Source organism: Clostridioides sp. ZZV14-6345 (assembly GCF_020657775.1).
In the GTDB taxonomy this organism is placed as follows: domain Bacteria; phylum Bacillota; class Clostridia; order Peptostreptococcales; family Peptostreptococcaceae; genus Clostridioides; species Clostridioides difficile_D.
Window position 1 is genome coordinate 33046 of sequence record NZ_JAGWCX010000021.1, and the last position, 23551, is coordinate 56596.

Below are 23551 nucleotides of genomic sequence, written 5' to 3' on the forward strand. Positions count from 1 at the left end.
AGTCATAACCCTTACTTAAGATTATGCATATTCTTGTAAAAATAGTATCTATTTAAAGATGTTTTCATTTTTCTAACTTTCATAATGACTGCAACTAGTATTTAATTAAGATGAATATTTAATTAATTTAATATTTTAGGTCAGGTTCTAAAACTTTGAATTCACTTATATAATAATCATTAATCTATTAAATAAAGTGATTTAAGAAGTGATTCATCTGTTGTAAATGTTGATTTAGATGTAGTTATATTTTTTTATTATTCTATTACCTTTTAATATAGATAATAGCATTAGTTCGTTTAAAAATTAAAAATGTAACTAGCTTGTTTAAGCTAGTTATCAGATTACTTGATATTATAGTACAGCTATCTTCTCATTTATTTCATTCATTAAGGTTAAATTTTGTATATTCAAAAAGCTCTTAATATTTACAGCAGAGCCACCATAGAGAGATGCCTCAGACCCTAATGATGAAATTTCTATATTTATCCCCTTGTTAAAAGAGCTAACTAACATGTCTTTTGTAATTTGTAATATTTCAGGGATATCTCTGATTATTTGGCTATTTAAATATATTATCTCAGGAGCATATGTTGCAATAGCGTTATTTATAGCTATTGATAAGTAACTACAAAACTCATGGATAACTTTTTTAGTATTTTGATTATTTTCATAGTATAATTGCTTTAACATATTAGAATCTATTTTAGGAATATTTTCTAAAGAAGAAAGCTGTTCAAACACTTTTTTCTCTGAACAATACTGTTCTAAACAGCCACGGTTTCCACAAGGACATAGTTTACCATTAGGCATGATAATAGTGTGACCAATTTCGCCACTCATACCATTTCTACCACTATATAATTTATTGTTTATTATAATGCCTGAACCAAATCCACTGTGAATACTAAGACTAAGTAGTGAATTATGCACAGTTGAGAAAGTACTCTCAGCTAAAGCTGTCAAGTTTGCTTCGTTTTCTATATGGATAGGAAAGTCATATTTTTTACTAAGGATACCATATAAGTCAATCTCATTAAGATTATAATATGGAGTGAACAATATTTTATTTTCACAAGTAATCCCATGTATAGCCAAAGTGAGACCTATTACCTTATAAGGAGTGTCTATTTTGGACGTGTTATAACTATCTATAATTTCATCTATTAACTGTATAACATTATCTTTATTTACTTGTATATCTGTTAATTTCTTAGAATTTATAATAGTTCCATCTAAGTAAGATAGAGAAGAAAATATATAGTCATATCCAATATCCATACTTAAAGAAATCCCTGAGCATTTATTAAATACTAAAAGTATGGGTTTTCGTCCACCACTATGAGTACTATTTCCAATTCCTATTTCATGAACCAGAGATTCATCAATAAGTTTTTTTGTAATAGCAGATATAGTTGCTTTATTTAATCCTATAGTAGAGGCTATACTTGCTCTAGAAATAGGACCATTTTTTATAATTTGTTCAAGTACCAATCTTTCATTCATTTCTCGAATCGTGTATTTATCAGTAACCAATTTGATATTCCTCCTTAAAATAATATTGTAATACTTTTTAGACAAAAATAAAAGGTTATTTTGCATTGACAAAGATAATTAAATATTTTATTATTAGTTCATAAGTTAGTTTAATATACTAACAAAAATAAAGCAAGTAAAATATACCTAAAATATAAAAAAATAGGGTAGGAAAACGATAATTATGAAGTGGTGTTTCAAGGAGGGATGAAGTTGAAGTATGTATTAGGTGTGGATATTGGTACATCAGGTACTAAAACAGTCTTATTTGATAAACTAGGAAATACTATAAAAAGTTGTACATATGAATATCCGATTATACAGGAGAAAACAGGCTGGGCAGAACAGGATGCAAATGATTGGTGGGAAGCTGTAGTCGAATCTATAAGACGTGTAATTCAAAGTTCAAATATAAATAGTGAACTTATAAAAGGAATTGGGTTGTCAGGGCAGATGCATGGTCTAGTTATGCTAGATAAAGAAGGGAGCATATTGAGAAACTCTATAATATGGTGTGACCAACGAACAGTAAAAGAGTGTGAAGAAATAACCAATTTAGTAGGTAAAGAAAGACTGATTGAAATAACTGCCAATCCAGCGCTTACAGGATTTACAGCATCAAAGATATTATGGGTTAGAAATAATGAACCTGATATTTATAAAAATACTAATAAAATACTTCTTCCAAAAGATTATATAAGATACAAATTGACAGGTGAATATGCTACAGAAGTGTCAGATGCAAGTGGTATGCAGTTACTCGATATAAGAAAAAGAGATTGGAGTGATGAAGTACTAGAAAAGTTAAACATAGATAAAAATCTTTTAGGTAAAGTTTATGAATCTCAAGAGGTTACAGGATATGTAACTAGAGAAGTAGCAAACTTGACAGGGCTTAAAGAAGGAACAATAGTGGTAGGTGGAGCTGGAGACCAAGCAGCAGGAGCTATAGGAAATGGAATAGTTAAGGATGGAGTAGTTTCATCTACTATTGGTACATCAGGCGTAGTATTTGCATATACAAAAGAACCAAAAATTGATAAAGAAGGTAGAGTTCATACTTTTTGTCATGCAATACCAAATACATGGCATGTTATGGGGGTTACTCAAGGAGCTGGACTATCATTAAAATGGTTTAAAGATAATTTCTGCCAAAGTGAAGTGGAAGTTTCAAATTCTTTAGGTGAAGATGTATATGAGATTATAAATAGTCAAGTAGCTAAAGTACCAACAGGATGTAATGGACTACTTTACTTACCATATATGATGGGAGAAAGAACTCCTCATCTTGACCCTTATGCAAGAGGTGTATTCTTTGGACTATCTCCAATCCATTCTAAAAAAGAAATGGCAAGGTCAATAATGGAAGGTGTTTCATATAGTCTTAAAGATTGTATGGAGATAATAGAAAACCTTAATATAGAAGTTAATGAAGTAAGAGCCTCAGGTGGGGGTGGTAAAAGTAAAGTATGGAGACAGATGCAAGCAGATATGTTTAATGAAGATGTGTATACTATAAATTCAAGTGAAGGACCAGCACTTGGGGTGGCAATTCTTGCATTAGTAGGAGCTGGAATATACGAAAATGTACAAAAAGCTTGTGATATTATAATAAAAACTTCAACTAAATTAGAGCCAATAAGTGAAAATGTAGATATATATAAGAGATATCACAGATTGTATAAAAAAATATACAAATCTTTGAAAGAAGATTTTAAGTTATTGGATGAAGCAGTTAATTTTAAAGATAAATAGTTAAAATAGCTTAAAAATAAAGAGAAAGATAAAAATAAAAATAATTTTTAATTAAGAAAAAATATTACATACATCATATATGTAAAACATTGGGAGGATATAAAATGAGTGAGATATTTAAAGGAATAGGACAGATAAAATTTGAAGGACCAAAATCTAATAATGAGTTAGCATTTAGATACTACAATCCTGAACAAGTAGTAGGCAATAAGACTATGAAAGAGCATTTAAGATTTGCAATGAGTTACTGGCATACTTTATGTGGAGAAGGTAATGACCCATTTGGAGTAGGTACAGTAGAGAGACCTTGGAATAATATGACAGACCCAATTGAGATAGCTAAGATTAAAGTTGATGCAGGATTTGAATTTATGTCTAAAATGGGAATTGAGTATTTCTGTTTTCACGATAGAGATATAGCTCCAGAAGGAAGAAATTTAGAAGAAACAAATAAGATATTAGATGAAATAGTTGAGTATATAAAAGTTAAAATGGAAGAAACAGGTATAAAGTTATTATGGGGAACTGCTAATATGTTTGGAAATCCGAGATTTGTACATGGTGCATCTACAACATGTAATGCTAATGTTTATGCCTATGCAGCAGCTCAAGTTAAGAAAGCTATGGAAGTAACTAAGTATTTAGGAGGAGAAAACTTTGTATTTTGGGGTGGAAGAGAAGGTTATGAAACTTTACTTAACACTAATACAGAACTTGAAATGGATAACTTTGCGAGATTCTTACAAATGGCTGTAGATTATGCTAAGGAAATAGGGTTTACTGGACAATTCTTAATAGAGCCTAAACCAAAAGAGCCTACTAAACATCAATATGATTTTGACACTGCTACTGTTTTAGGATTCTTAAGAAAGTATAGTCTAGATAAATACTTTAAAATGAATATAGAAGCAAACCATGCAACACTTGCAGGTCACACTTTCCAACATGAATTAAATATAGCAAGAATAAACAATGTTTTAGGAAGTATAGATGCAAATCAAGGAGACCTATTATTAGGATGGGATACAGACCAATTCCCAACAAATATATATGATGCAACACTTGCTATGTATGAAGTGTTAAAGCAAGGTGGAATAGCACCAGGAGGATTTAATTTTGACTCTAAAGTAAGAAGAGCATCTTTTGAGGTAGAAGACTTATTCCTAGCTTATATTGCAGGGATGGATACATTTGCAAAGGGATTATTAATAGCTCATAAATTATTAGAAGATGAGGTATTTGAAAACTTTACTAAAGAAAGATATGCAAGTTTTAGTGAAGGTATAGGTAAAGATATAGTAGATGCTAAGGTTGGATTTAAAGAGCTAGAATCTTATGCACTGCAAATGCCAGTTATAAAGAATAAGTCTGGAAGACAAGAAATGCTAGAAGCTATACTTAACAGATATATATATGAAGTAGATACAATTTCTAATAAGTAATTATGTAGTTATTAAATTTGAATGTTTGAATAAAATAAAAGAATATTTTCTTGTTTTTATTCTAAAACAGATAAAGATAAATATTTGTAAAAATTCTCATAATCTTGATAAATTAAGGATATAGACTTAAGTATAATTAGTTTATATCCTTAAAATTTCTATCAAAAATAATCATTTCTATAGTTATCAATATTTCTAGTTATCAATATCTTTCTTAACTAATAACCAAAAATCAGTAAAGTATCTCAATTTAAGCCATCATAATGGATAAGTTTTTTAGGATATCTTTTTTAGCATATCACTGATAAGAATTTACTTTCAGGACATGGTGGAAAAATAGATGTTTAAATATGATTGTTATTTTATAACTTGCAAGAAATAATTTTGAAAATACAAATAAAAATTTTTTAAAGAGAGTAATCGTGGAATATATCTTCAGGAATTTCTTTTAGTTGTTTAGGTGATAATAAAATAATGATACAATGTATTAAAATATATAATTTGAAAGTTGATGAGAATTGAATGAAAAAGAAAATAGTGTTTTCAATAGTTATTTCAGTATTTATAATTTTATTAGGTAATTCTACTTATTCTCAAAAGAATCAACTATCTGAAGAGGAAAAGGTAGATGACTTTAATTATGTATATAATGTTATAAAAACAGGATATCCATATCTAGATGTAAATAAAAGGCTTAATAATATTGATTGGTTAGAAAATAAGGATGAATATACAAAAAGAATAAAAAGTACTAAAAATGATGAAGAATTTATAGAAGAACTGTCATCTATATTATCTGATTTAAATAATAAACATACAGAATTAATAGATAATAAGAAACGATATGAACTTTTTAAGAAATCATATTCTAATAATGATTGGTATGATTTTCTTAATGATAAAAAAGTTGTAGATAGATATGACTCTATAAATCCTAAAATAAAAATGCCAAATGATATTCTTGTAAAAAAAGAATTGATTTTAAAGGATATCGTTGAGGGTAAAATTGGATATATGTATTTACCATCAATGTCGTCAAAGAATGGGCCTATAGATAATGATTTAAAGGTAATTGGAGATTATATTAACACTTTAGAAAAACATAAGGCTTTAATTATTGATATAAGAGGTAATTCAGGCGGAAGTGATAGTTGTTGGCAAGGAATCGTATCTAAACTTATAAAAAATGATGTTAAAATAAATGGATATAGAATTTATAGAAATAACAATAAAATAGTAAAAAAATACACCAATGCAAGAAGTATAAAATTAGAGCCTATAAATAATTTACCACAAAATGTAAAAGAAAATGCTCCCAAAGAAATTATAAAAGATTTTAGTAGTTTTGAAAATACTTCTTATACCATAAAATCTACGAAGGATTTAAAATTTAAAGGTAATATATATTTACTTGTCGATAAAAAGATATATTCATCATCAGAGTCGTTTGCAATGTTTTGTAAAGAAACTAAATTTGCAACTTTAGTGGGTGAAACTACTGGCGGAGATGGAGGGTGTATAGACCCTGTATTGTTTAATTTAAAAAGTAGTGGTCTAATAGTTAGAATGGCAAGTTGTATGTATTTAAATAAGAATGGAATATGTGATGAGGAATTTAAAACTATTCCAGAATTTAAAGTAAAAGATTGTAAAAGGACTGCTGATTTTAAAGATGATAGTTGCATAAGAAAAGCACTAGAACTTGAAAATATTAATTATTAGATAAAAGAATAGAATTAAAACTACCTTTTTTTAAAGCATCAATTATAGTAGTATTTCTTATAGTCAATTTTATAGGATAAATAGGAAATATAAGAATATGCTGTAATTTAATGTTGAATATTGGTATAATATTTATGACGATTTTTAATTGAAGGGGATAATAGTTTATGAGATTAGAAGAAATGATTTTTTTAAATTATAATAAATTGAATGAGACAGATTTATTAATATGGAAATATATAACTGCAAATAAAAAACATTGTAGTAAGATGTCAATAAATGAACTTGCTATGAAATGTAATGTATCTCGTGCAACTATTACAAGATTTGTTAAAAAATTAGATTTAAAAGGTTTTAGTGAATTTAAAGTCTTATTAAGCTGGGAATCAGAAAAGGTTCATGTTATAGAAAATCAGTCATTTGATATTGCGTGTAATTCAATAATTAAGTATGTTGAAGACCAAAAAAATAAAGATTACGATGCATTATGTAAACTTCTTTATGAATCAAAAACAATATATGCTTATGGTTCAGGGGATATTCAAAATGTGGTTGCAAAACAGATAAAGAGAATGTTCTTATCATGTCAAGAAATAATATATGATTTTGAAGGAAGAACATTTGATGATTCTTTTTACAATATTGTCAGTAAAAATGATGTTATGATTATTATATCCCTAAGTGGTGAGAATGAAAATACACTTAATATTGCTAGAAGATTAAAATTAATAGGAACTAAAATAATTTCAATTACAGAGTTTAAAAATAATACATTAACTGATTTAAGTGATGAATCAATCTATATTTCAGCAACTAATATCTCATTTTTACAAATGCACCCTAGTTATAAATTGACAATGTTATATTTTATATTGATTGAGTTATTATTTATTAAATATAGTATTTATAAAAGACATAGAATGATTACAGAAGGGATTGATTGCAAATTGTAGTCATTCTTTTTTTTTATGAAAATTTGAACATAAAAATGTGCAAAAACTTATTTGATTGTGAATAAGCTCCGAATATAGCCTAAAGATTGTATATATTTATTAACCTGTTAAAATAATAGATATCTAAGGCCAAAGATAAAATAAAAATATAAGGAGGGGAGTAATTTATATGATGAAGAAAATACAACGTTTTGGAGGGGCAATGTTTACACCAACACTATTATTTGCTTTCGCTGGGATAATGGTTGGATTCTCAATTGTATTTCAAAATCAGTCAATTATGGGTTCGCTTGCTACACCGGAAAATATTTGGTACCAATTTTGGGGAGTAATATCCAGTGGAGCTTGGATGGTATTTAATCAATTACCATTATTATTTGCTATTTCTTTACCAATAGCACTTGCAAAAAAGCAACAAGCAAGAGCTTGCATGGAAGCTTTAGCAACATACTTGACTTTTAATTATTTCGTAGGTTCTATGTTAAGTTTTTGGGGAAAAAGCTTTGGGGTTGATTTTGCAGCTGAAATAAGTGCTGGAAGTGGACTTGTAAGCATTGCTGGTATTAAAACATTAGATACTGGTATGGTTGGTGCTTTATTAATATCAGGCATTGTTATTTATGTTCATAATAGATTTTATGATAAAGAACTACCAGATTTTATTGGATTATTTAGAGGCTCATCACTTGTAGTTGCAATTTGTTTCTTTGTTATGATACCAGTTGCATTATTAACTTGCTTTATTTGGCCTCATGTTCAAAATGTTATTAGGCATTTACAAACATTTTTTATAAATAGTGGAAATATAGGAGTTTGGTGTTATGCATTCTTACAAAAGATTTTAATACCAACTGGGTTACATCATTTTGTATATGCACCAATCTGTTATGATAGTGTTGTTGTTCCAGGTGGTACATCAGTATATTGGGCTACTCATATTCAGAACTTTCAAACTTCAACTCATACTCTAAAGGAAATGTATCCAATTGGATTCTCATTATCTGGGTTATCAAAGGTGTTTGGTTCATTAGGTGTATTTGGTGCTTTCTATGTGACTGCAAAGCCGGAAAAAAAGAAAAAAGTATTAGGTTTAATGATTCCTGCTACTCTTACTGCAGTATTAACTGGAATTACTGAACCGTTAGAATTTACATTTTTATTTGTAGCTCCACTTTTATTCCTAGTACATGCATTTTTAGATGCGTGTTTGCAAACGATTTCATTTGCCTTAGGGGTTGTTGGTGATTTTGGTGGAGGAATTATTAACTGGGTTGTATTAAATTGGCTTCCACTTGGGATGTATCACTGGAAGGTATATATTATTCAAGTTGTTGTAGGGATTATATTTTCATTTATCTGGTTCTTTGTATTTACTTTCTTAATTAAGAAATTCGATTTGAAAACTCCTGGTAGAGAGGAAGATACTGAAGAAACAAAACTATATACTAAAAATGAGTATTTAGAAACTAAAGATGAAAAAGGAAATAAATTAAGTAAAGCGTCTCAACAAGCGGCTGAATACATAAAATTAGTTGGTGGAGCAGCAAATGTTGTAGATGTTACAAACTGTGCTACAAGATTGAGATTAACTTTGAAAGATGATTCAATCATTTCTAAAGAAGAAGATTTTAAAGCAGTAGGTGCACATGGTTTAGTGCATAATGGAAAAGCTATTCAGATTATTATTGGGCTTTCAGTACCAAGTGTAAGAGAAGAATTTGAAAATTTATTATAAAAGGAGAGATAAAGATGGAAAGAAAAAGACAGAGGATACTAATTGCTGGTGGGGGAAGTACTTATACTGCTGGAATTGTAACAATGTTAATTGAAAGTGTTGATAAATTTCCTATTGAATCAATTAAATTATATGATAATAACGATGAGAGACAAAGAAAAGTTGCTGAAGCATGTGCAATAATTGTTAGAGAGAAAAATCCAGAAATTAAATTTAGTTATACAACAAATCCAGAAGAAGCATTTACTGATATTGATTTTGTAATGGCACAAATTCGTGTTGGTTTATATGCTTTACGTGAACAAGATGAAAAAATTCCACTAAAATATGGGGTCGTTGGTCAAGAAACTTGTGGAGCAGGTGGAATTGCTTATGGATTAAGAACAATAGGTCCAGTTATAGAAATGATTGATTATATGGAAAAATATTCTCCAAATGCTTGGATGCTTAATTATTCAAATCCAGCAGCTATAGTTGCAGAAGCATGCCGTGTATTAAGACCAAATTCAAGAATTATTAATATTTGTGATATGCCGGTATGTTTAGAGGAAATATTTGCTAGAGTTTTAGGTTTAAATTCTCGTAAAGACTTTGATGTTAGATATTATGGATTGAATCATTTTGGATGGTGGACAAGTATTAAAGATAAAGAAGGAAATGATTTAATGCCTAAATTACAAGAATATTGTGCTAAAAAGGGATATGAGGAATTTACACCTCAAGGTCAACACAAAGAATCTAGTTGGTTAGAAACTATGAGAGCGGCAAAGAACTTATTAGAAATAGAACCAACTACATTACCTAATACTTATTTAAAATATTATTTAATGGCTGATGAAACTGTTAAACATGCTAATCCAAATTATACAAGAGCAAATGAGATTATGGATAGAAGAGAGAAAGATACATTTGAAGAATGTGAAAGAATTGTAAAAAATGGTACAGCAAGAGATACATGGTTTGATGCAAGTGAACATTCTCAATTTATTGTTGAATTAGCGTGTGCATTAGCATTTAATACTCAAGAAAGATTTTTACTGATTGTTCCTAATAATGGAGCTATTGAAAATTTTGCAGATGATGCAATGGTTGAAATTCCTTGTCTTGTTGGAAAAGATATGGTTGAACCTATGTCTATAGGTAAAATTCCAACTTTCCAAAAAGGTTTAATGGAACAACAAGTTGCTTCTGAAAAATTAGCTGTAGAAGCATGGATAGACAAAAGCTATCAAAAATTATGGCAGTCATTTACTATGAGTAAAACTGTTCCAAGTGCAAAAGTAGCAAAAGAAATCTTAGATGAAATGATTGTGGCTAATAAGGATTTCTGGCCAACTTTTAAATAAGGAGAATAAAAACATGATAACAAATAAAATAAAAAATATCACAGTAGTATTAAAAGATGAAAATATATTTCTTTCAGTGATAATGGGTTATTTTCTAATATTGCCTGTTCTGTATATAGTGTATTTAGAATTGACATCATTATTTACAAATGTTTCATTTTCACAACTTTTAAATAATGATGTTAATGCAAGTTTAAATTTAGTCTCTAACTTTAGTGCAGTATACAGTGCATATGTTATTTATAATATAAAAAAGAATAAAGATATAAAAGAAAACATGATTGCTTTCTATTTAGTCTTATTAGGACAGGTATTTCAAATTTACACAATAACTATTGTTATCATGTTTACCTATGTTTATAAATTTGTTGGAATTAAACAAATCATAAGCAGTATTAAAAAACTACAATGGGGAAAGAGCTATAAAGCTCTTTTTTCCTCAGTTGCAGTATGCTTAATATCGTTATTTGTAATGATAATCAGAATAAAGTTAATTATGTAGAGGAGTGTTTATAATGTTCTTTAAAAGAAAAAAAGAAGCAATTACAATTAATTCCTATATTGATGGAAAAATAATTAATCTTGAAGAAATTCCTGATAAAGTATTTTCAACTAAGGTAATGGGGGATGGATTTGCTATGATAGCAAAGGACAATGTTCTTAAATCACCAACTAAAGGGATAATAAGTTTTATTGCTCAAACTAACCATGCTATAGGAATTAAATTACAAAATGATGTTGAAATTCTTATTCATATTGGATTAGATAGTGCAACAACAAAAACAGAAAACTTTAAATTAGAAGTTAAACGAGGTCAAGAAGTTAATATGGGGGAAAAGTTAGTAGAAATCGATAACAAGTTACTTGAAAGTACTTTATATATTCCTTTAGCTATTATAGAGAATCCTAATAAGGTAAAATATCATCTTTCAAACTTAAATCAGGAAGGAAATAGTGGTATTAAAGTTATCAGTTTTGATTGATTATGATTAATAAATCGATTAAATTTAGATTTATCATATTTTATTTTCTCTCATATATTATTTTTGCTTTTGCGTCAACAAAATTCACACCTTTTTTATCAAAATTAGGTTACTCAGCATTTGAAAGAGGAATTATATTATCGAGTTATGCAATAACCAATATATTATTTCAATTATTATTTGGGGTATTAGCTGATAAGTATCAAACAATGAAAAAAATTGTTTTAATTAGTCTATCAGTTTATGGAATTGCATCAGTTATTATGTTTTCTACTGAATCTGCAACCTTTATAATATACTTATTACTTGTTGCTTTATCAGGAGGATTATTAAATACTTGTTGTAGCTTATACGATACATGGATAATAGGTTGTGGAGATAGGATTAGTAATTATTTGTCGTTTATTAAGACTTTTGGGTCAATTGGATGGGCTATTGGAAGTATGGTAGCTTCTTACCTAATTCTTAAGTTCTCATATTTTGGATTATCTGTAGCTATTGGTTTAATTGTAGTATTACTTATTATAAATATATTGTTATTACCTGATATTGAAAAGATTGACAAGAAGATAAATGTAACTAAAAAAGATATTGTTGAATTATTAAAAGATAAGCAATATATTTTACTAGTATGTATTTTATTTCTACTATACTCAATGGTGGTAGCAAATAACTGTACTGTAATAGATAAAATGATAACTTTAAATGCTACAAATTCTCAAATATCTTTAAAGTGGTCTTTACAGTCATTATTAGAGATACCAACATATTTGGCTGGCTCTTATTTATTAAAAAAATATAGTAGTTTAAACTTATTAAAATTAAGTGCTATTATGATAACAACTCAGTTTTTATTATTTGCTTTAGCAAGTGATTCAAATATAATTATTATACTGTGTGTTTTTCAAGTGTTTTCTACTCCTTTAATTTTAATTACTTCAAAAACATTAATATTTGAAGTTTCTCCTAAAAAACTTAGAAGTAGTAGCCAGTTAATAGCTTTAAGTATATTTATGGGAGGCTCTTCTCTAATTATTCCAACTGTTGCTGGCTTCTTGAGTATTAATATTGGTTATAATTATACATTGATGGTATTAAGTCTTTTTGGATGCTTAGCTTATGGCTTGATAGTATGTTTAAAAAAGAAACTTTTGAAATAAAATAATTATCACATGGAAAAGAGGCTTCTTAGGAGCCTCTTTTCTTTTTTTATACAAAAAAGGTACGACTTAAATTGTTATTTTGAGACATTTCTATTATGATTATAATAGCCTATATTCTATGTTACAAAAGTGTAATGCTAGCAGTTAAAATGTAATATTTACTTAAGGATTTATCTATATAAAACCTTTAAAATATGCTTATAGGAATAAGTTCTTGTGTAACAGGTATAATTATAGGGATAATAACATCCAGATTTTTTCAGGTAGTGATAGTAAAGTTATCTGGATTTGATATAAAGGTATCTAATGGGCTTAGCATAGAAGCTATACTGTATGCTATTTTAATATTTATTTCTATATTTATAATAATTATTTGAATATAGTTTTGAAGAGAAAATATGTTTAACTTATGAAAAAAAGTTACATAAAATCACATTGACACTGAAAATTAATTAAGATAAGATTTAGCTAAGGTAAAGCCACATATAAAATCAATTCAATTCATTTTGTAAGAATAAATTATTATAATCAAAGATGTAATAAGATTAATTCTAAAATTAGTAAACTTAATAATTTGATTGGAGAATAAATAACTACATGAAAGATATTATAATAGAGCAAAATTTAGAGATGATAATATGTGAGTTGTATAACAATATATAAGGATTTTTAGTATAAAATAACTATAAAATTAAAGGATGATAACTATGTATAGTGTAGGTTTAATGTCAGGGACTTCCTTAGATGGAGTTGATGCAGTATTAGCTGAAATTACTGGGAATGGTAGAAATACTAAAATTAAGCAAATAGAATTTATAACTTTAGAAATTCCTAAAGATATAAAAGACGAAATAAGAAAGTGCTGTATAGAAGAGGAATCGAGTGTTGATTTAATCTGTAGCTTAAATTTTAAGCTTGGATATTTATTTAGTAAGGCTGTAAAATCAGTATGCCATAAAGCAAATTTTCATATAGAAAATTTGGATTTTATAGCATCTCATGGTCAAACAATCTTCCATATACCAAGAAGTTATAATAATTTCATATCTTCAACACTTCAAATAGGTGAACCAGCAGTTATAGCATATGAAACAAATACAAAGGTAATATCTAATTTTAGAGTAATGGATATGGCAGCAGGTGGAGAAGGTGCTCCATTAGTCCCATATAGTGAATTTTTATTATATAGTGATAACAATAAAAATGTAGCACTTCAAAACATTGGTGGGATAGGAAATATTACTATAATACCTAAATCATGTAACATAGATGATGTATTTGCATTTGATACAGGTCCAGGAAATATGATAATAGATGGAGTATGTCAAAGATTATTTAATAAAAAGTATGATAAAAATGGATACTTTGCATCAGAAGGTAAAATTAATGAAGAAATGTTGAAAGATTTGATGAGTCACAAATATTTTAGTCAAGCACCACCCAAAAGTACTGGAAGAGAGGTATTTGGACAAGTCTATTTGGATAATATGTTTAGCAAATATAAACATATAGATAGGTATGATTTGATAGCAACAGTAACTATGTTTACAGCAAAAACTATATACTATAATTATAAAAACTTCATACTTCCAAAGGTTAATATAGATACTTTATTAATTGGAGGTGGAGGAGCTCATAATATAACTTTAATAAGATATATAAAAGAGCTATTATTAGGGGTTGAAGTATTAACTCAGGATGAATATGGGTATTCTTCTGATGCAAAAGAGGCTTTGGCATTTGTAATTTTGGGGAATGAAACATTAAATAATTCTTTTTCTAATGTAATATCTGCAACAGGGGCTAAAAATAAAGTTATCTTAGGTAATATAACACCTAAACCTTTTGGAGGTAAATAGCATGTCTACTAATAAAAAAAATAAAAGAAAGAAAAATAATAATTATAAAGATTCCAAAAGTATAAAAAGTAATAAAAATACTAAAAGACAAATGGAGAAAGAACAAAAAACGGATTATAATATTCCGACTATAAGTTTTAAAAGTGGGCTAATATTAATAGTTTCATCTCTAGTAAGTACTGTAGTTTTTCCTTTTTTATTATCTATATTTGGAATAGATAATAGATTGGGAGTTGTTGTAGGAAATTCATTAATTACATCTTTTGCAGTTGCATATACAAGATACTTTGTTGAAACTAAGAGAGGTTTTTCTTTAGGATTTTTTAGGCTGTATATTTTATTTGCCTTATCATTTGCAATAATAGGTTACTTCTGGATATATAAAGGAATACATATTTAAAAAAGTATGGAGACTATTTTATGTTAATAATGAGATAGTCTTTTTTATTTTTGTAAGAAAAGATATAAGTATTTGAAGTCGTGTGTAATTTTGGTAAAAAGAATAATTAGGTATATAAATCAATTAAAATAAGATACAAATACATGAAATAAAATTACAATAAATTTTGTAAATTATGAAAAAGTATATGGAAATGTATTCCTGTAATCAAAAATACATGCTATAATGATTGGAAAGAAATAAAAAAACAAGGAGGAATAAATATGAGAGTATTATTTGTTTGTTCATCAGGGATGTCAAGTGCTATAGCAGTTAATGCATTACAAAAAGAAGGAGCAAAAAATGGAATAGATATAGATGTTTTAGCTGTTGGGACTCAAGAGTTTGAGGATGAAGTTAAAAATGGATGGGATATTGCTATGGTAGCTCCACAAGTCAGACATAGATTTGACTATTTAAAAGGTTTTGCTGATGAAGTTGGTGTACCATGTGCATTAATACAAGCACAAGCTTATAGTCCATTAGGAGGACCAAAGTTACTAAAACAAGTTCAAGAGCTGTTGAGTGAATAGCAGTTGGTATAGTAGAAGAAAGTTAATTTTACAAAAATTTTAATGATAATAAAAATAAATATTAATTAAGGAGAGAAAAGATGCTAGATAAATTTACAGAATTTTTAGACACTAAATTATCAACATCTATGGCCAGACTAGCAGAACAACGTCACTTAAGGGCTGTAAGAGATGGAATCGTAGCTTCATTACCACTTATAATAGTTGGGTCATTTTTCTTAATATTAGCATTTCCTCCACTACCAGATTCATGGGGAGTGACTCAGTATCTAAAGGCAAATGCAGTTACAATATTACTACCATATAGAATGACCTTTTTTATTATATCAGTATATTCTACATTTGGTATAGGTTATAGTTTGGCAAAGTCATATAAGTTAGATGGATTGACAGGAGGTTTATTAGCTACAGCTACATTCCTTTTGACAATAGTTCCTACTGCAATAGAGGGTCTCACACCTGATTTATTAAAGATAGTTGAAAAGAGTCCAGAACTTTTAGCTTGGTATAATTCAATTCCTCAAGGATGGCAAATGCCAATGGCTAATCTTGGTGGAGGTTCAATGTTTGTTGCTATTATAACGTCTATAATAGGTGTTGAGATTTATAGATTTACTGACAAATCTAAGTTCAAGATAACCATGCCAGAAGCAGTTCCAGCATCAGTCACAAGGTCTTTTGAAGCTCTGACACCAGCAGGATTAATAATATTATTAATGGCTATTGTTACTTATTTCTTAGGATTTGATTGGCATGGATTCATAGCTAAATTAATAACTCCACTAGTTTCAGCTACTGACACATTACCATCAGTAATTATATTAATATTTTTAATAACATTTTTTTGGTCATTTGGAATACATGGTGTATCAATAATAGGTTCATTAGCAAGACCTTTATGGATACAATTATTAGATGCTAATACAGCTTCATATGCTGCAGGTCAAGCAGTTCCAGGTATTGCTGCTGAGCCATTCTTTCAATGGTTTATATGGATTGGAGGTTCTGGAGCTACAATAGGCTTAGCTCTACTTCTTGCATTTAGAGCAAAATCAGCTTATGGAAAATCTTTAGGAAAAGCAACTGTAATACCAGCAATATTCAATATAAATGAACCAATAATATTCGGAGCTCCAATAGTATTAAATCCAATATTAATAATACCATTTGTTGTAGCACCAATAGTAATGGGTACAATTTCATGGTTTGCGATGAGTGCTAATTTAGTGTCTAGAGTAGTAGTTACTGCCCCTTGGACATTACCAGGTCCAGTAGGGGCATACTTAGCCACTGGTGGGGATTGGAGAGCTTCAGTTCTTAATTTATTGTGTATAGCTATATCAATAATAATATACTATCCATTTGTTAAGATGTACGATAAGAGGTTACTTCAGGAAGAAAAAGTTGGAGAGCAAGAAGCTTATTAATTAGAAACTATATTAAGAATTAGAAACTTTATTAAATTAGTATAAATTTTAAAGTATAACAATTTTGAAATAAGTAACAAGGATATTTTGGTGATTATTTATGAAAAAAGAAAAGGTAAACTTTTCTTTTTTTGTAAATATATATGAAACTTTTTTTCGCTGAATTTTAAAAAAAGTTTCGTGTATTTCGAAATAAATTTAAACACATATAGGATATAAGGAGATGACACAGATGGGAAGATTAGAAATATCAATTTATCCAGAAAAGACAACCTCTAAGGAAATATATGATTATATATATAAAGCTGCTGAAAGTGGATTTACACGCATGTTTTCATGTTTACTATCAGTTAAAGATACTAAAGAAAATATAATTAAAAAATTTAAGAGTATAAATGAATAGCTAAGTTTAAAGGTTTTGAAGTAATACTTGATGTAAATCCTAGGGTATTTGAGGAATTAGAAATAAGTTATAAAGATTTAACTTTTTTTAAAAAGACGAAGGCAGATGGATTAAGAACAGCAGTTTTTGTAACAAGTCAAAATGAAAATACATTTGGACCATGGCCTGTAACTGATGGACTTCCAACAATTGAGATGCACAGAAGTTTACCTATAGATGTTCAAGTAAAGCATATAATAGCTATGATTAATATAAACGATATAATAATATCAAATTGTTATCCAACATATGAGGAGCTTAATGTATTAGGTTCTATGAGAAAAGATATGGTTACATTTGATGTAATAATGGAAGAAAATATACAAGAAGTTGAGAAAAAGATACTCTTTGAAGAAATACATTTTAATAGAGGGGACATATCTGACAATATGATAAGGTCTACTCAATCTCGAGTTAAATATAAAGGATACAAATTTGAATTATTCAATGCTCCTAAAATGATAAAAAGAGGAGATATAGTAATTGAAAGTAGTGAATATGGACACTATGCAGGGGAGTTACAAATAGCTTTGACTGATATGAAAAACAGTGGTAAATCGAATGTAGTAGGATGTATAAGAAAAGAAGAATTATTTATATTGGATTATATTAAACCATGGCAAAAGTTTAGTTTTAAGCCTTCAACAAAATAATTTATTATTGAGATATAATTATGAAGACTAAAATTAAAATGTGTTTAAAAATTTAATATTAAGAAAATGAGGAAATGATATGTTAATAAAAACTTTGGAAAACCTAGTTACAGAAGGTAGAAATAAGAATACATTACAAATAGATAAAGAAGATACATTAGGCATAATAGAATTAATAAATAACGAAGATAAAACTGTAGCTTATGCTGTTGAAGAACAAAAAGAAAGTATAGCAAAAGCTGTTAATATAATAGTAGATAGAATGAAACAAGGAGGTAGATTATTCTATATAGGAGCAGGTACTAGTGGGAGAATAGGAATACTAGATGCCACAGAATGTCCTCCAACTTACGGAGTTGATTTTGAGCTTGTCCAAGCTATAATAGCTGGTGGAAATCAAGCAATATTCAAAGCAGTAGAAGGTGCTGAAGATGATAAAAAACTTGGAAAGCAAGATATAATAGATAGAGGAGTTACCTCTAAGGATGTTATATGTGGTATAGCTGCATCAGGAAGAACTCCTTATGTGATAGGAGCTATGGAATATGCTAAGGAATTGGGATGTGCAGTATTATCCATAACTATGAATCCAAATAGTGAAATGAGTAAAAAAGCGGATTTACCAATAAGCATTATAGTAGGAGCAGAAGTAATAATGGGTTCAACTAGAATGAAAAGTGGTACAGCTCAAAAAATGGTATGTAATATGTTGACAACAGCTTCTATGGTTAAGATGGGGAAAGTATACTCAAATTTAATGGTAGATGTTAAGACATCAAATGAAAAGTTGGTTGAAAGAGCAAAAAGAATAATAATGATAGCTACAAGTGTAGAATATGATGTTGCAGAAAAGTTCTTAGAAGAAGCAGATAATAGTGTCAAATTAGCTATATTTATGATAAAAAGTGGTATAGATAAGGATAGTGCAAAAAATATACTTGATAGACAAGAAGGTTATATAAGTGAAGCTTTAAAATCAATAGAAATATTGTAAAATAAATAATAATGCTGATAACCTTTCAATATTAAAAGTATGGTATTGGGAGGTTATTTTTAAGTATTAAATATTGAAAGATTTATTAAAAATATTGTAGGGGGATAGTATGTATTTTTTAGGTGTAGATGGTGGAGGAACTAAAACAACATTTACATTAGTAGATGAAGAATTAAATACAGTGGGAAACATAACCAAAGGAACTTGTCATTATAATCAAATAGGATTTGATAATCTAACAAAATTATTAATAACTGGGTTGGAAGAAGTTTGTAAAGATGCTAAGATAAATGTAGAAGAAATAACGTATGCATTTGTTGGACTTGCTGGATATGGAAAAATAAAAGAAGTATTATACGCATTAGAAGTAGCAACAAAAAATGCATATAGTCATATAAATTATACTTTAGGCAATGATGTAGAAATAGCATTAGCAGGTTCTTTAAATGGAGAAAAAGGTATAAATATAATTGCAGGTACTGGTTCAATAGCACAGGCTTTAGATAAAGATGGGAATCTTCACAGATGTGGAGGATGGGGCTATGTATTAGGAGATGAAGGGTCAGCGTATTATATAGGAATGGCTACTCTAAAAATGTTCACAATGCAGTCTGATGGAAGGTGTTCAAAAACAAAATTATACGATTTAATAAAAAGACATCTTGATATAGGGAATGATTATGACATAATAAAATATGTAAATGATGAAATAAAAGGAGATAGAATAGAAATAGCAAAGTTTGCTACTATATGTTTAAAAGCGGTTATTGAAGGTGATAATACTGCTAGTAAAATATTTGATGATGCAGCTTATGAACTAAGTAGGCTTATAATAGGATTAGAGCATCATTTTGAACAAGGTACAAAGATAAAGGTATCTTATTCAGGTGGAGTATTTAAGTCAGGAGATTTGATATTAGAACCACTTAAAAAATATTTGAATAAGGCGAGATTTGATATAGTGAGGCCAGTGTTGACTCCAGATTTAGGAGCATGTTTACTTGCTAAGAAGAAATATTATAGTAAATAGGTAGAGGCGGTGGAGTATGAGTTGTATTTTAAAGTTAAAACAAATATATGAAGATTTAACAGAAGTAGATAAAAAAATAGCTGATTATATATTGAATAATACAGAAACTATTAGTAAGCTTTCTGTATCAGAATTGGCATCAAACTCAAAAACGAGTACAGCAAGTATAGTGAGATTTTCTAGAAAAATGGGCTATTCGGGTTTTGGGGATTTAAAAATTGAGATAGCTAAAGATTTGATGGGGAAAGAGAATGAATACACATATGTAGATGAAAACTATGATTGCAATATAGATAGTGTTATAAATAAAATTACAAACAAAAACATAGAGACTATCAACCAAACAAGATTGTTGAATGAAAAAGATGTAATAAGAGAAGCTGTTGAACAGATAATAAAGGCTAAAAAAATATATATTTTTGGAGTAGGAGGTTCGGCTTTAGTTGCATTAGATTTACAGATGAAACTTTTAAGGATAAATAAACAAGCATTTACCTCTTTAGATAGTCATACACAACTTATGGTATCTTCAAATGTAGATAAAGAAGATATAGCTATAGCAATATCTTATTCTGGAGAATCAAAAGAAGTAATAAAGTCTATAGAAAATGCAAAATTAAAAGGATGTAAGATTGTTTGTATAACTAAATATAGTGATAATCATCTTAGTAAGATTAGTGACTTAAAACTAGTAGTGCCAAATATAGAAAAAAGGCTCAGAGAAGGTGCTATTTCTTCAAGAATAGCAATGCTTACATTGATAGACATAATCTATATTTCTATAATTCAAGAAAATTTAAATGAGGCAGAACAGAAATTACAAGAAACAAAAAGGATACTTGATTATTTAAATATTGATAATGCTTAAAATTAGGTTATATATCAACTAAACAGTGAAATTAGATAAGTATAAGTCGATAAGAACCGTTCTGGGGCAGAATTAGCAAAGTATTGTAAAAAAATGATGTGACTATTAAAATAGAAATCATTGATGAAAAAGCTAATACTGGAATTGGCCAAGTAATGTATATTCGATATGAATAATGATTTAATTATGACAGTAGAAGAAATTATAAACATTGCGCCCTCTTGTTGGGGCGCATTTAACATTATATCTGGTATTTCGTAGTTGGGTCAACTACTGGATTTCTATCATTTTTATTTAAAAAAATTATTATCTCTAAGAACTTGGGCACGTTTACGGTTAATTAGAAACTGTTTTAATTCAGTTAAGCAAAAAAATAAAATAGCCCTATTTTCAAATTCTGTTCTGTCAACAGGTAGAGGTTGGTTTTGCATACTAAGCATTAATCTCTTCAATTCTTCAAGAAGAAGATTTCCTGTTTCAGCTTCAAATTCAGTATAACCTATCTTATGTATGAAAGCAGATAGAATATGAGCTTGTGGTGGTGTAGAATTTAGTTGAGATACATAACTATACAAATTTTCTAAGATATCACGTTGACTTTTTATGATATTCATATGTTCTAAGAAGAATCTGGTATCACTTAATAAAGTATTATTAATATTATCGTAAGTTTCAGAAATACTGTTGTCAATAAGTGAATTTAATGTATATAAATCTCTACTATATCCATTTTCTTTTTTTGGATTTACAATAATATCTGCAATGTCTATAAGTACAATGCTCACTTCTTTCTGTAACTTTTTTTGAACCTCATAGATTTTATGTATATTTGTTGGAATATACATGTTTATTACGACACCTATTCCAGTCCCTACTGCAAATATTCCAGCTTCGTTTAAAATCCACTTAATAGATGTTTCTCCTTGAAGAAAGTAATGGGATGCTATGACTACACACATAGCAATAACATCTTGAATATTTAATAAAAAACAAAGTGGTATAATTATAAATATAAATATTGAAAATGAAGTCAAATTATATCCTAAAATATTAAAACATAAATATGAAAAAATAGTACATAAAAGAAAACCATAAATCTTTCCAATGGAGCCTTTAAGAGTTTCTCTTTTAGTGTCTTTTACTGTAAGTAGTACTATAACTCCAGCAACCATTGAGTATTCTAATTTTAATAGCCAAGCAATAAATATAGCAAGAGAACATCCAAGAGATAATTTTATTACTTTAAGTGAATTAATATTATTCAAATACAAACCTCCTGTAAATCAATATAATAAAGATAATTTTAACATAAAACTAATATTGCTTAAAAGACAATTAACTATACTTAATTATTTTATTGCCCTATTTATTTGAATACAATCAATATATTTTTATTTTATGAAAATTTTTTTAAAAATTTTAAATTTAGAAACTGACATGAGCCTATAAAATAGAAGTAGTTTATTATAGAAAGAAAATTTAAGATTACTATTAAAGTATCAAATAAAAATAATCAAAGATGTATATACTATTATTAAAAAAATAAAATTATATAGTTAATATGATTTTATAATTGGTTTAGTATAGAGATTTTTAACTTTTATGTTATACTATTTATAAAAGTAGGCATAAAGATTAAAATACATAATTAAATATGTATAAGAAGTTTTAAATAGTTTTATTAATGAACTTAATTACTGTTCACAATAGAAAATTGGAGGAGATAAACATGAAAATTACTGAAGGATATATGCCTTTTAAAGGTTTTAAAACCTATTACCGTATAGTAGGAGAAAATACAGAAGGGAAGAAACCATTGGTATTACTTCACGGAGGTCCAGGTTCTACACACAACTATTTTGAAGTATTGGACAAGGTAGCCGAAAGTGGTAGACAAGTAATAATGTATGACCAAATTGGTTGTGGAAATTCATTTGTAGAAGGGCATCCTGAGCTATTTAATGCTGACACTTGGATAGAGGAGCTTATTGAACTGAGAAAGCATCTAGGACTTGAAGAAATTCATCTATTAGGTCAATCTTGGGGAGGCATGCAGGCTATTTGGTATGCTATTGAATATAAGCCAAAAGGTATTAAGTCTTACATCCTTTCATCTACTCTTTCTTCTGCAAAGCTTTGGGAGAAAGAACAAAAAAGAAGAATATCATATATGAGTGAAGCTGACCAAAAAGCATTGCTTGATGCAGTAAATACTGGAGACTACTCTAGTAAAGAATATAATGAGGCATTAGAAAGATTTATGGAAATGTATTGTGTAGGTGAAGTAACAGAAGATTCTCCAGAGTGCCTAAGAAGACCTAAAAAATCAGGTTCTGAAGCATATATTGTAGGATGGGGACAAAATGAATTTTCTCCTACAGGAACTCTTTCTGGATATGAATTTACAGATAGATTACATGAAATAAAAGAGCCTTGTCTAGTAACTAGTGGAGCAATAGATTTATGTTCACCATATATTGCAAAAACTATGTACGATAGAATTCCTAATAGTAAGTGGGAGTTATTTGAGTATTCAAGACATATGCCATTCGTTGAAGAAAATGATAAATATATAAAAGTCCTAACTGAGTGGTTAGATGCGAACGATTAAAAATTATATAAATTTATATAAAAAAATGAGTGTCTCAAAATGAACTTTTTAGTTCATGAG

The 23551-nt window shown here is 28.3% G+C and carries 22 protein-coding genes; 20 read left to right on the plus strand and 2 right to left on the minus strand.

Annotated features, from left to right (window positions below):
* Positions 1–354 precede the first annotated feature (354 nt).
* On the minus strand, positions 355–1536 hold the full coding sequence (locus tag KGF39_RS07610) for an ROK family transcriptional regulator (protein ID WP_227821820.1): 1182 nt from the start codon (positions 1534–1536) through the stop codon (positions 355–357).
* Positions 1537–1743: 207 nt separating this feature from the next.
* Between KGF39_RS07610 and xylB the strand changes: the two genes are divergently transcribed.
* The 19 genes from xylB (at position 1744) to KGF39_RS07700 (ending at position 20880) form a co-directional block, all read left to right on the plus strand.
* Complete coding sequence (xylB, locus tag KGF39_RS07615; protein ID WP_227821821.1) at positions 1744–3291, plus strand: xylulokinase; 1548 nt, start codon at positions 1744–1746, stop codon at positions 3289–3291.
* 104 nt (positions 3292–3395) lie between these two features.
* Positions 3396–4733 carry a xylose isomerase gene (xylA, locus tag KGF39_RS07620; RefSeq protein ID WP_227821822.1) on the plus strand — a complete coding sequence of 446 codons (1338 nt, stop codon included), beginning with the start codon at positions 3396–3398 and terminating at the stop codon, positions 4731–4733.
* 522 nt (positions 4734–5255) lie between these two features.
* Complete coding sequence (locus KGF39_RS07625) at positions 5256–6455, plus strand: S41 family peptidase (protein ID WP_227821823.1); 1200 nt, start codon at positions 5256–5258, stop codon at positions 6453–6455.
* Positions 6456–6622: 167 nt separating this feature from the next.
* Positions 6623–7408, plus strand: coding sequence for a MurR/RpiR family transcriptional regulator (locus tag KGF39_RS07630; RefSeq protein WP_107596036.1), 786 nt, complete (start codon positions 6623–6625; stop codon positions 7406–7408).
* Between the two features lie 169 nt (positions 7409–7577).
* Complete coding sequence (locus tag KGF39_RS07635) at positions 7578–9143, plus strand: alpha-glucoside-specific PTS transporter subunit IIBC (protein WP_054274963.1); 1566 nt, start codon at positions 7578–7580, stop codon at positions 9141–9143.
* A 14-nt stretch (positions 9144–9157) separates the two neighbouring features.
* Entirely contained in the window at positions 9158–10489 is a 1332-nt protein-coding gene (locus KGF39_RS07640; RefSeq protein WP_227821824.1) for a 6-phospho-alpha-glucosidase, read from the plus strand.
* A gap of 13 nt (positions 10490–10502) precedes the next feature.
* A complete protein-coding gene (locus KGF39_RS07645) occupies positions 10503–10991 on the plus strand; it encodes a hypothetical protein (RefSeq protein ID WP_227821825.1) in 489 nt (162 codons plus the stop codon).
* Positions 10992–11004: 13 nt separating this feature from the next.
* Positions 11005–11472, plus strand: coding sequence for a PTS glucose transporter subunit IIA (locus KGF39_RS07650; protein ID WP_227821826.1), 468 nt, complete (start codon positions 11005–11007; stop codon positions 11470–11472).
* A 2-nt stretch (positions 11473–11474) separates the two neighbouring features.
* The gene (locus tag KGF39_RS07655) at positions 11475–12632 is read left to right on the plus strand and encodes an MFS transporter (protein ID WP_227821827.1); all 1158 of its coding nucleotides are present in this window, start codon (positions 11475–11477) and stop codon (positions 12630–12632) included.
* Positions 12633–12829: 197 nt separating this feature from the next.
* Positions 12830–13012 (plus strand): hypothetical protein, encoded by a 183-nt coding sequence (locus tag KGF39_RS07660; RefSeq protein WP_227821828.1) that lies wholly within the window; start codon positions 12830–12832, stop codon positions 13010–13012.
* A 330-nt stretch (positions 13013–13342) separates the two neighbouring features.
* Positions 13343–14494, plus strand: a complete 1152-nt coding sequence (gene anmK / locus KGF39_RS07665; RefSeq protein WP_413927031.1) for an anhydro-N-acetylmuramic acid kinase AnmK — start codon at positions 13343–13345, stop codon at positions 14492–14494.
* Between the two features lies 1 nt (position 14495).
* On the plus strand, positions 14496–14894 hold the full coding sequence (locus KGF39_RS07670; RefSeq protein WP_227821830.1) for a hypothetical protein: 399 nt from the start codon (positions 14496–14498) through the stop codon (positions 14892–14894).
* A gap of 263 nt (positions 14895–15157) precedes the next feature.
* On the plus strand, positions 15158–15466 hold the full coding sequence (locus tag KGF39_RS07675) for a PTS sugar transporter subunit IIB (RefSeq protein WP_054274952.1): 309 nt from the start codon (positions 15158–15160) through the stop codon (positions 15464–15466).
* 80 nt (positions 15467–15546) lie between these two features.
* Positions 15547–16893: a PTS sugar transporter subunit IIC gene (locus tag KGF39_RS07680; RefSeq protein ID WP_227821831.1), complete on the plus strand. Its 1347-nt coding sequence runs from the start codon at positions 15547–15549 to the stop codon at positions 16891–16893.
* 232 nt (positions 16894–17125) lie between these two features.
* Positions 17126–17296, plus strand: a complete 171-nt coding sequence (locus KGF39_RS20210; protein ID WP_413927074.1) for a MupG family TIM beta-alpha barrel fold protein — start codon at positions 17126–17128, stop codon at positions 17294–17296.
* A 23-nt stretch (positions 17297–17319) separates the two neighbouring features.
* Positions 17320–17988 (plus strand): phospho-sugar glycosidase domain-containing protein, encoded by a 669-nt coding sequence (locus tag KGF39_RS07685; RefSeq protein WP_413927075.1) that lies wholly within the window; start codon positions 17320–17322, stop codon positions 17986–17988.
* Positions 17989–18067: 79 nt separating this feature from the next.
* Complete coding sequence (murQ, locus tag KGF39_RS07690) at positions 18068–18982, plus strand: N-acetylmuramic acid 6-phosphate etherase (protein ID WP_227821832.1); 915 nt, start codon at positions 18068–18070, stop codon at positions 18980–18982.
* Positions 18983–19091: 109 nt separating this feature from the next.
* Positions 19092–20012, plus strand: a complete 921-nt coding sequence (locus tag KGF39_RS07695) for a BadF/BadG/BcrA/BcrD ATPase family protein (RefSeq protein WP_227821833.1) — start codon at positions 19092–19094, stop codon at positions 20010–20012.
* A 16-nt stretch (positions 20013–20028) separates the two neighbouring features.
* Complete coding sequence (locus KGF39_RS07700) at positions 20029–20880, plus strand: MurR/RpiR family transcriptional regulator (protein WP_227821834.1); 852 nt, start codon at positions 20029–20031, stop codon at positions 20878–20880.
* 290 nt (positions 20881–21170) lie between these two features.
* Here the strand turns inward: KGF39_RS07700 and KGF39_RS07705 are convergent, their stop codons facing one another.
* On the minus strand, positions 21171–22145 hold the full coding sequence (locus tag KGF39_RS07705) for an aromatic acid exporter family protein (RefSeq protein ID WP_227821835.1): 975 nt from the start codon (positions 22143–22145) through the stop codon (positions 21171–21173).
* Positions 22146–22609: 464 nt separating this feature from the next.
* Here KGF39_RS07705 and pepI point away from each other — a divergent pair, with 464 nt between their 5' ends.
* Positions 22610–23491, plus strand: a complete 882-nt coding sequence (gene pepI / locus KGF39_RS07710) for a proline iminopeptidase (RefSeq protein ID WP_227821836.1) — start codon at positions 22610–22612, stop codon at positions 23489–23491.
* Positions 23492–23551 lie beyond the last annotated feature (60 nt).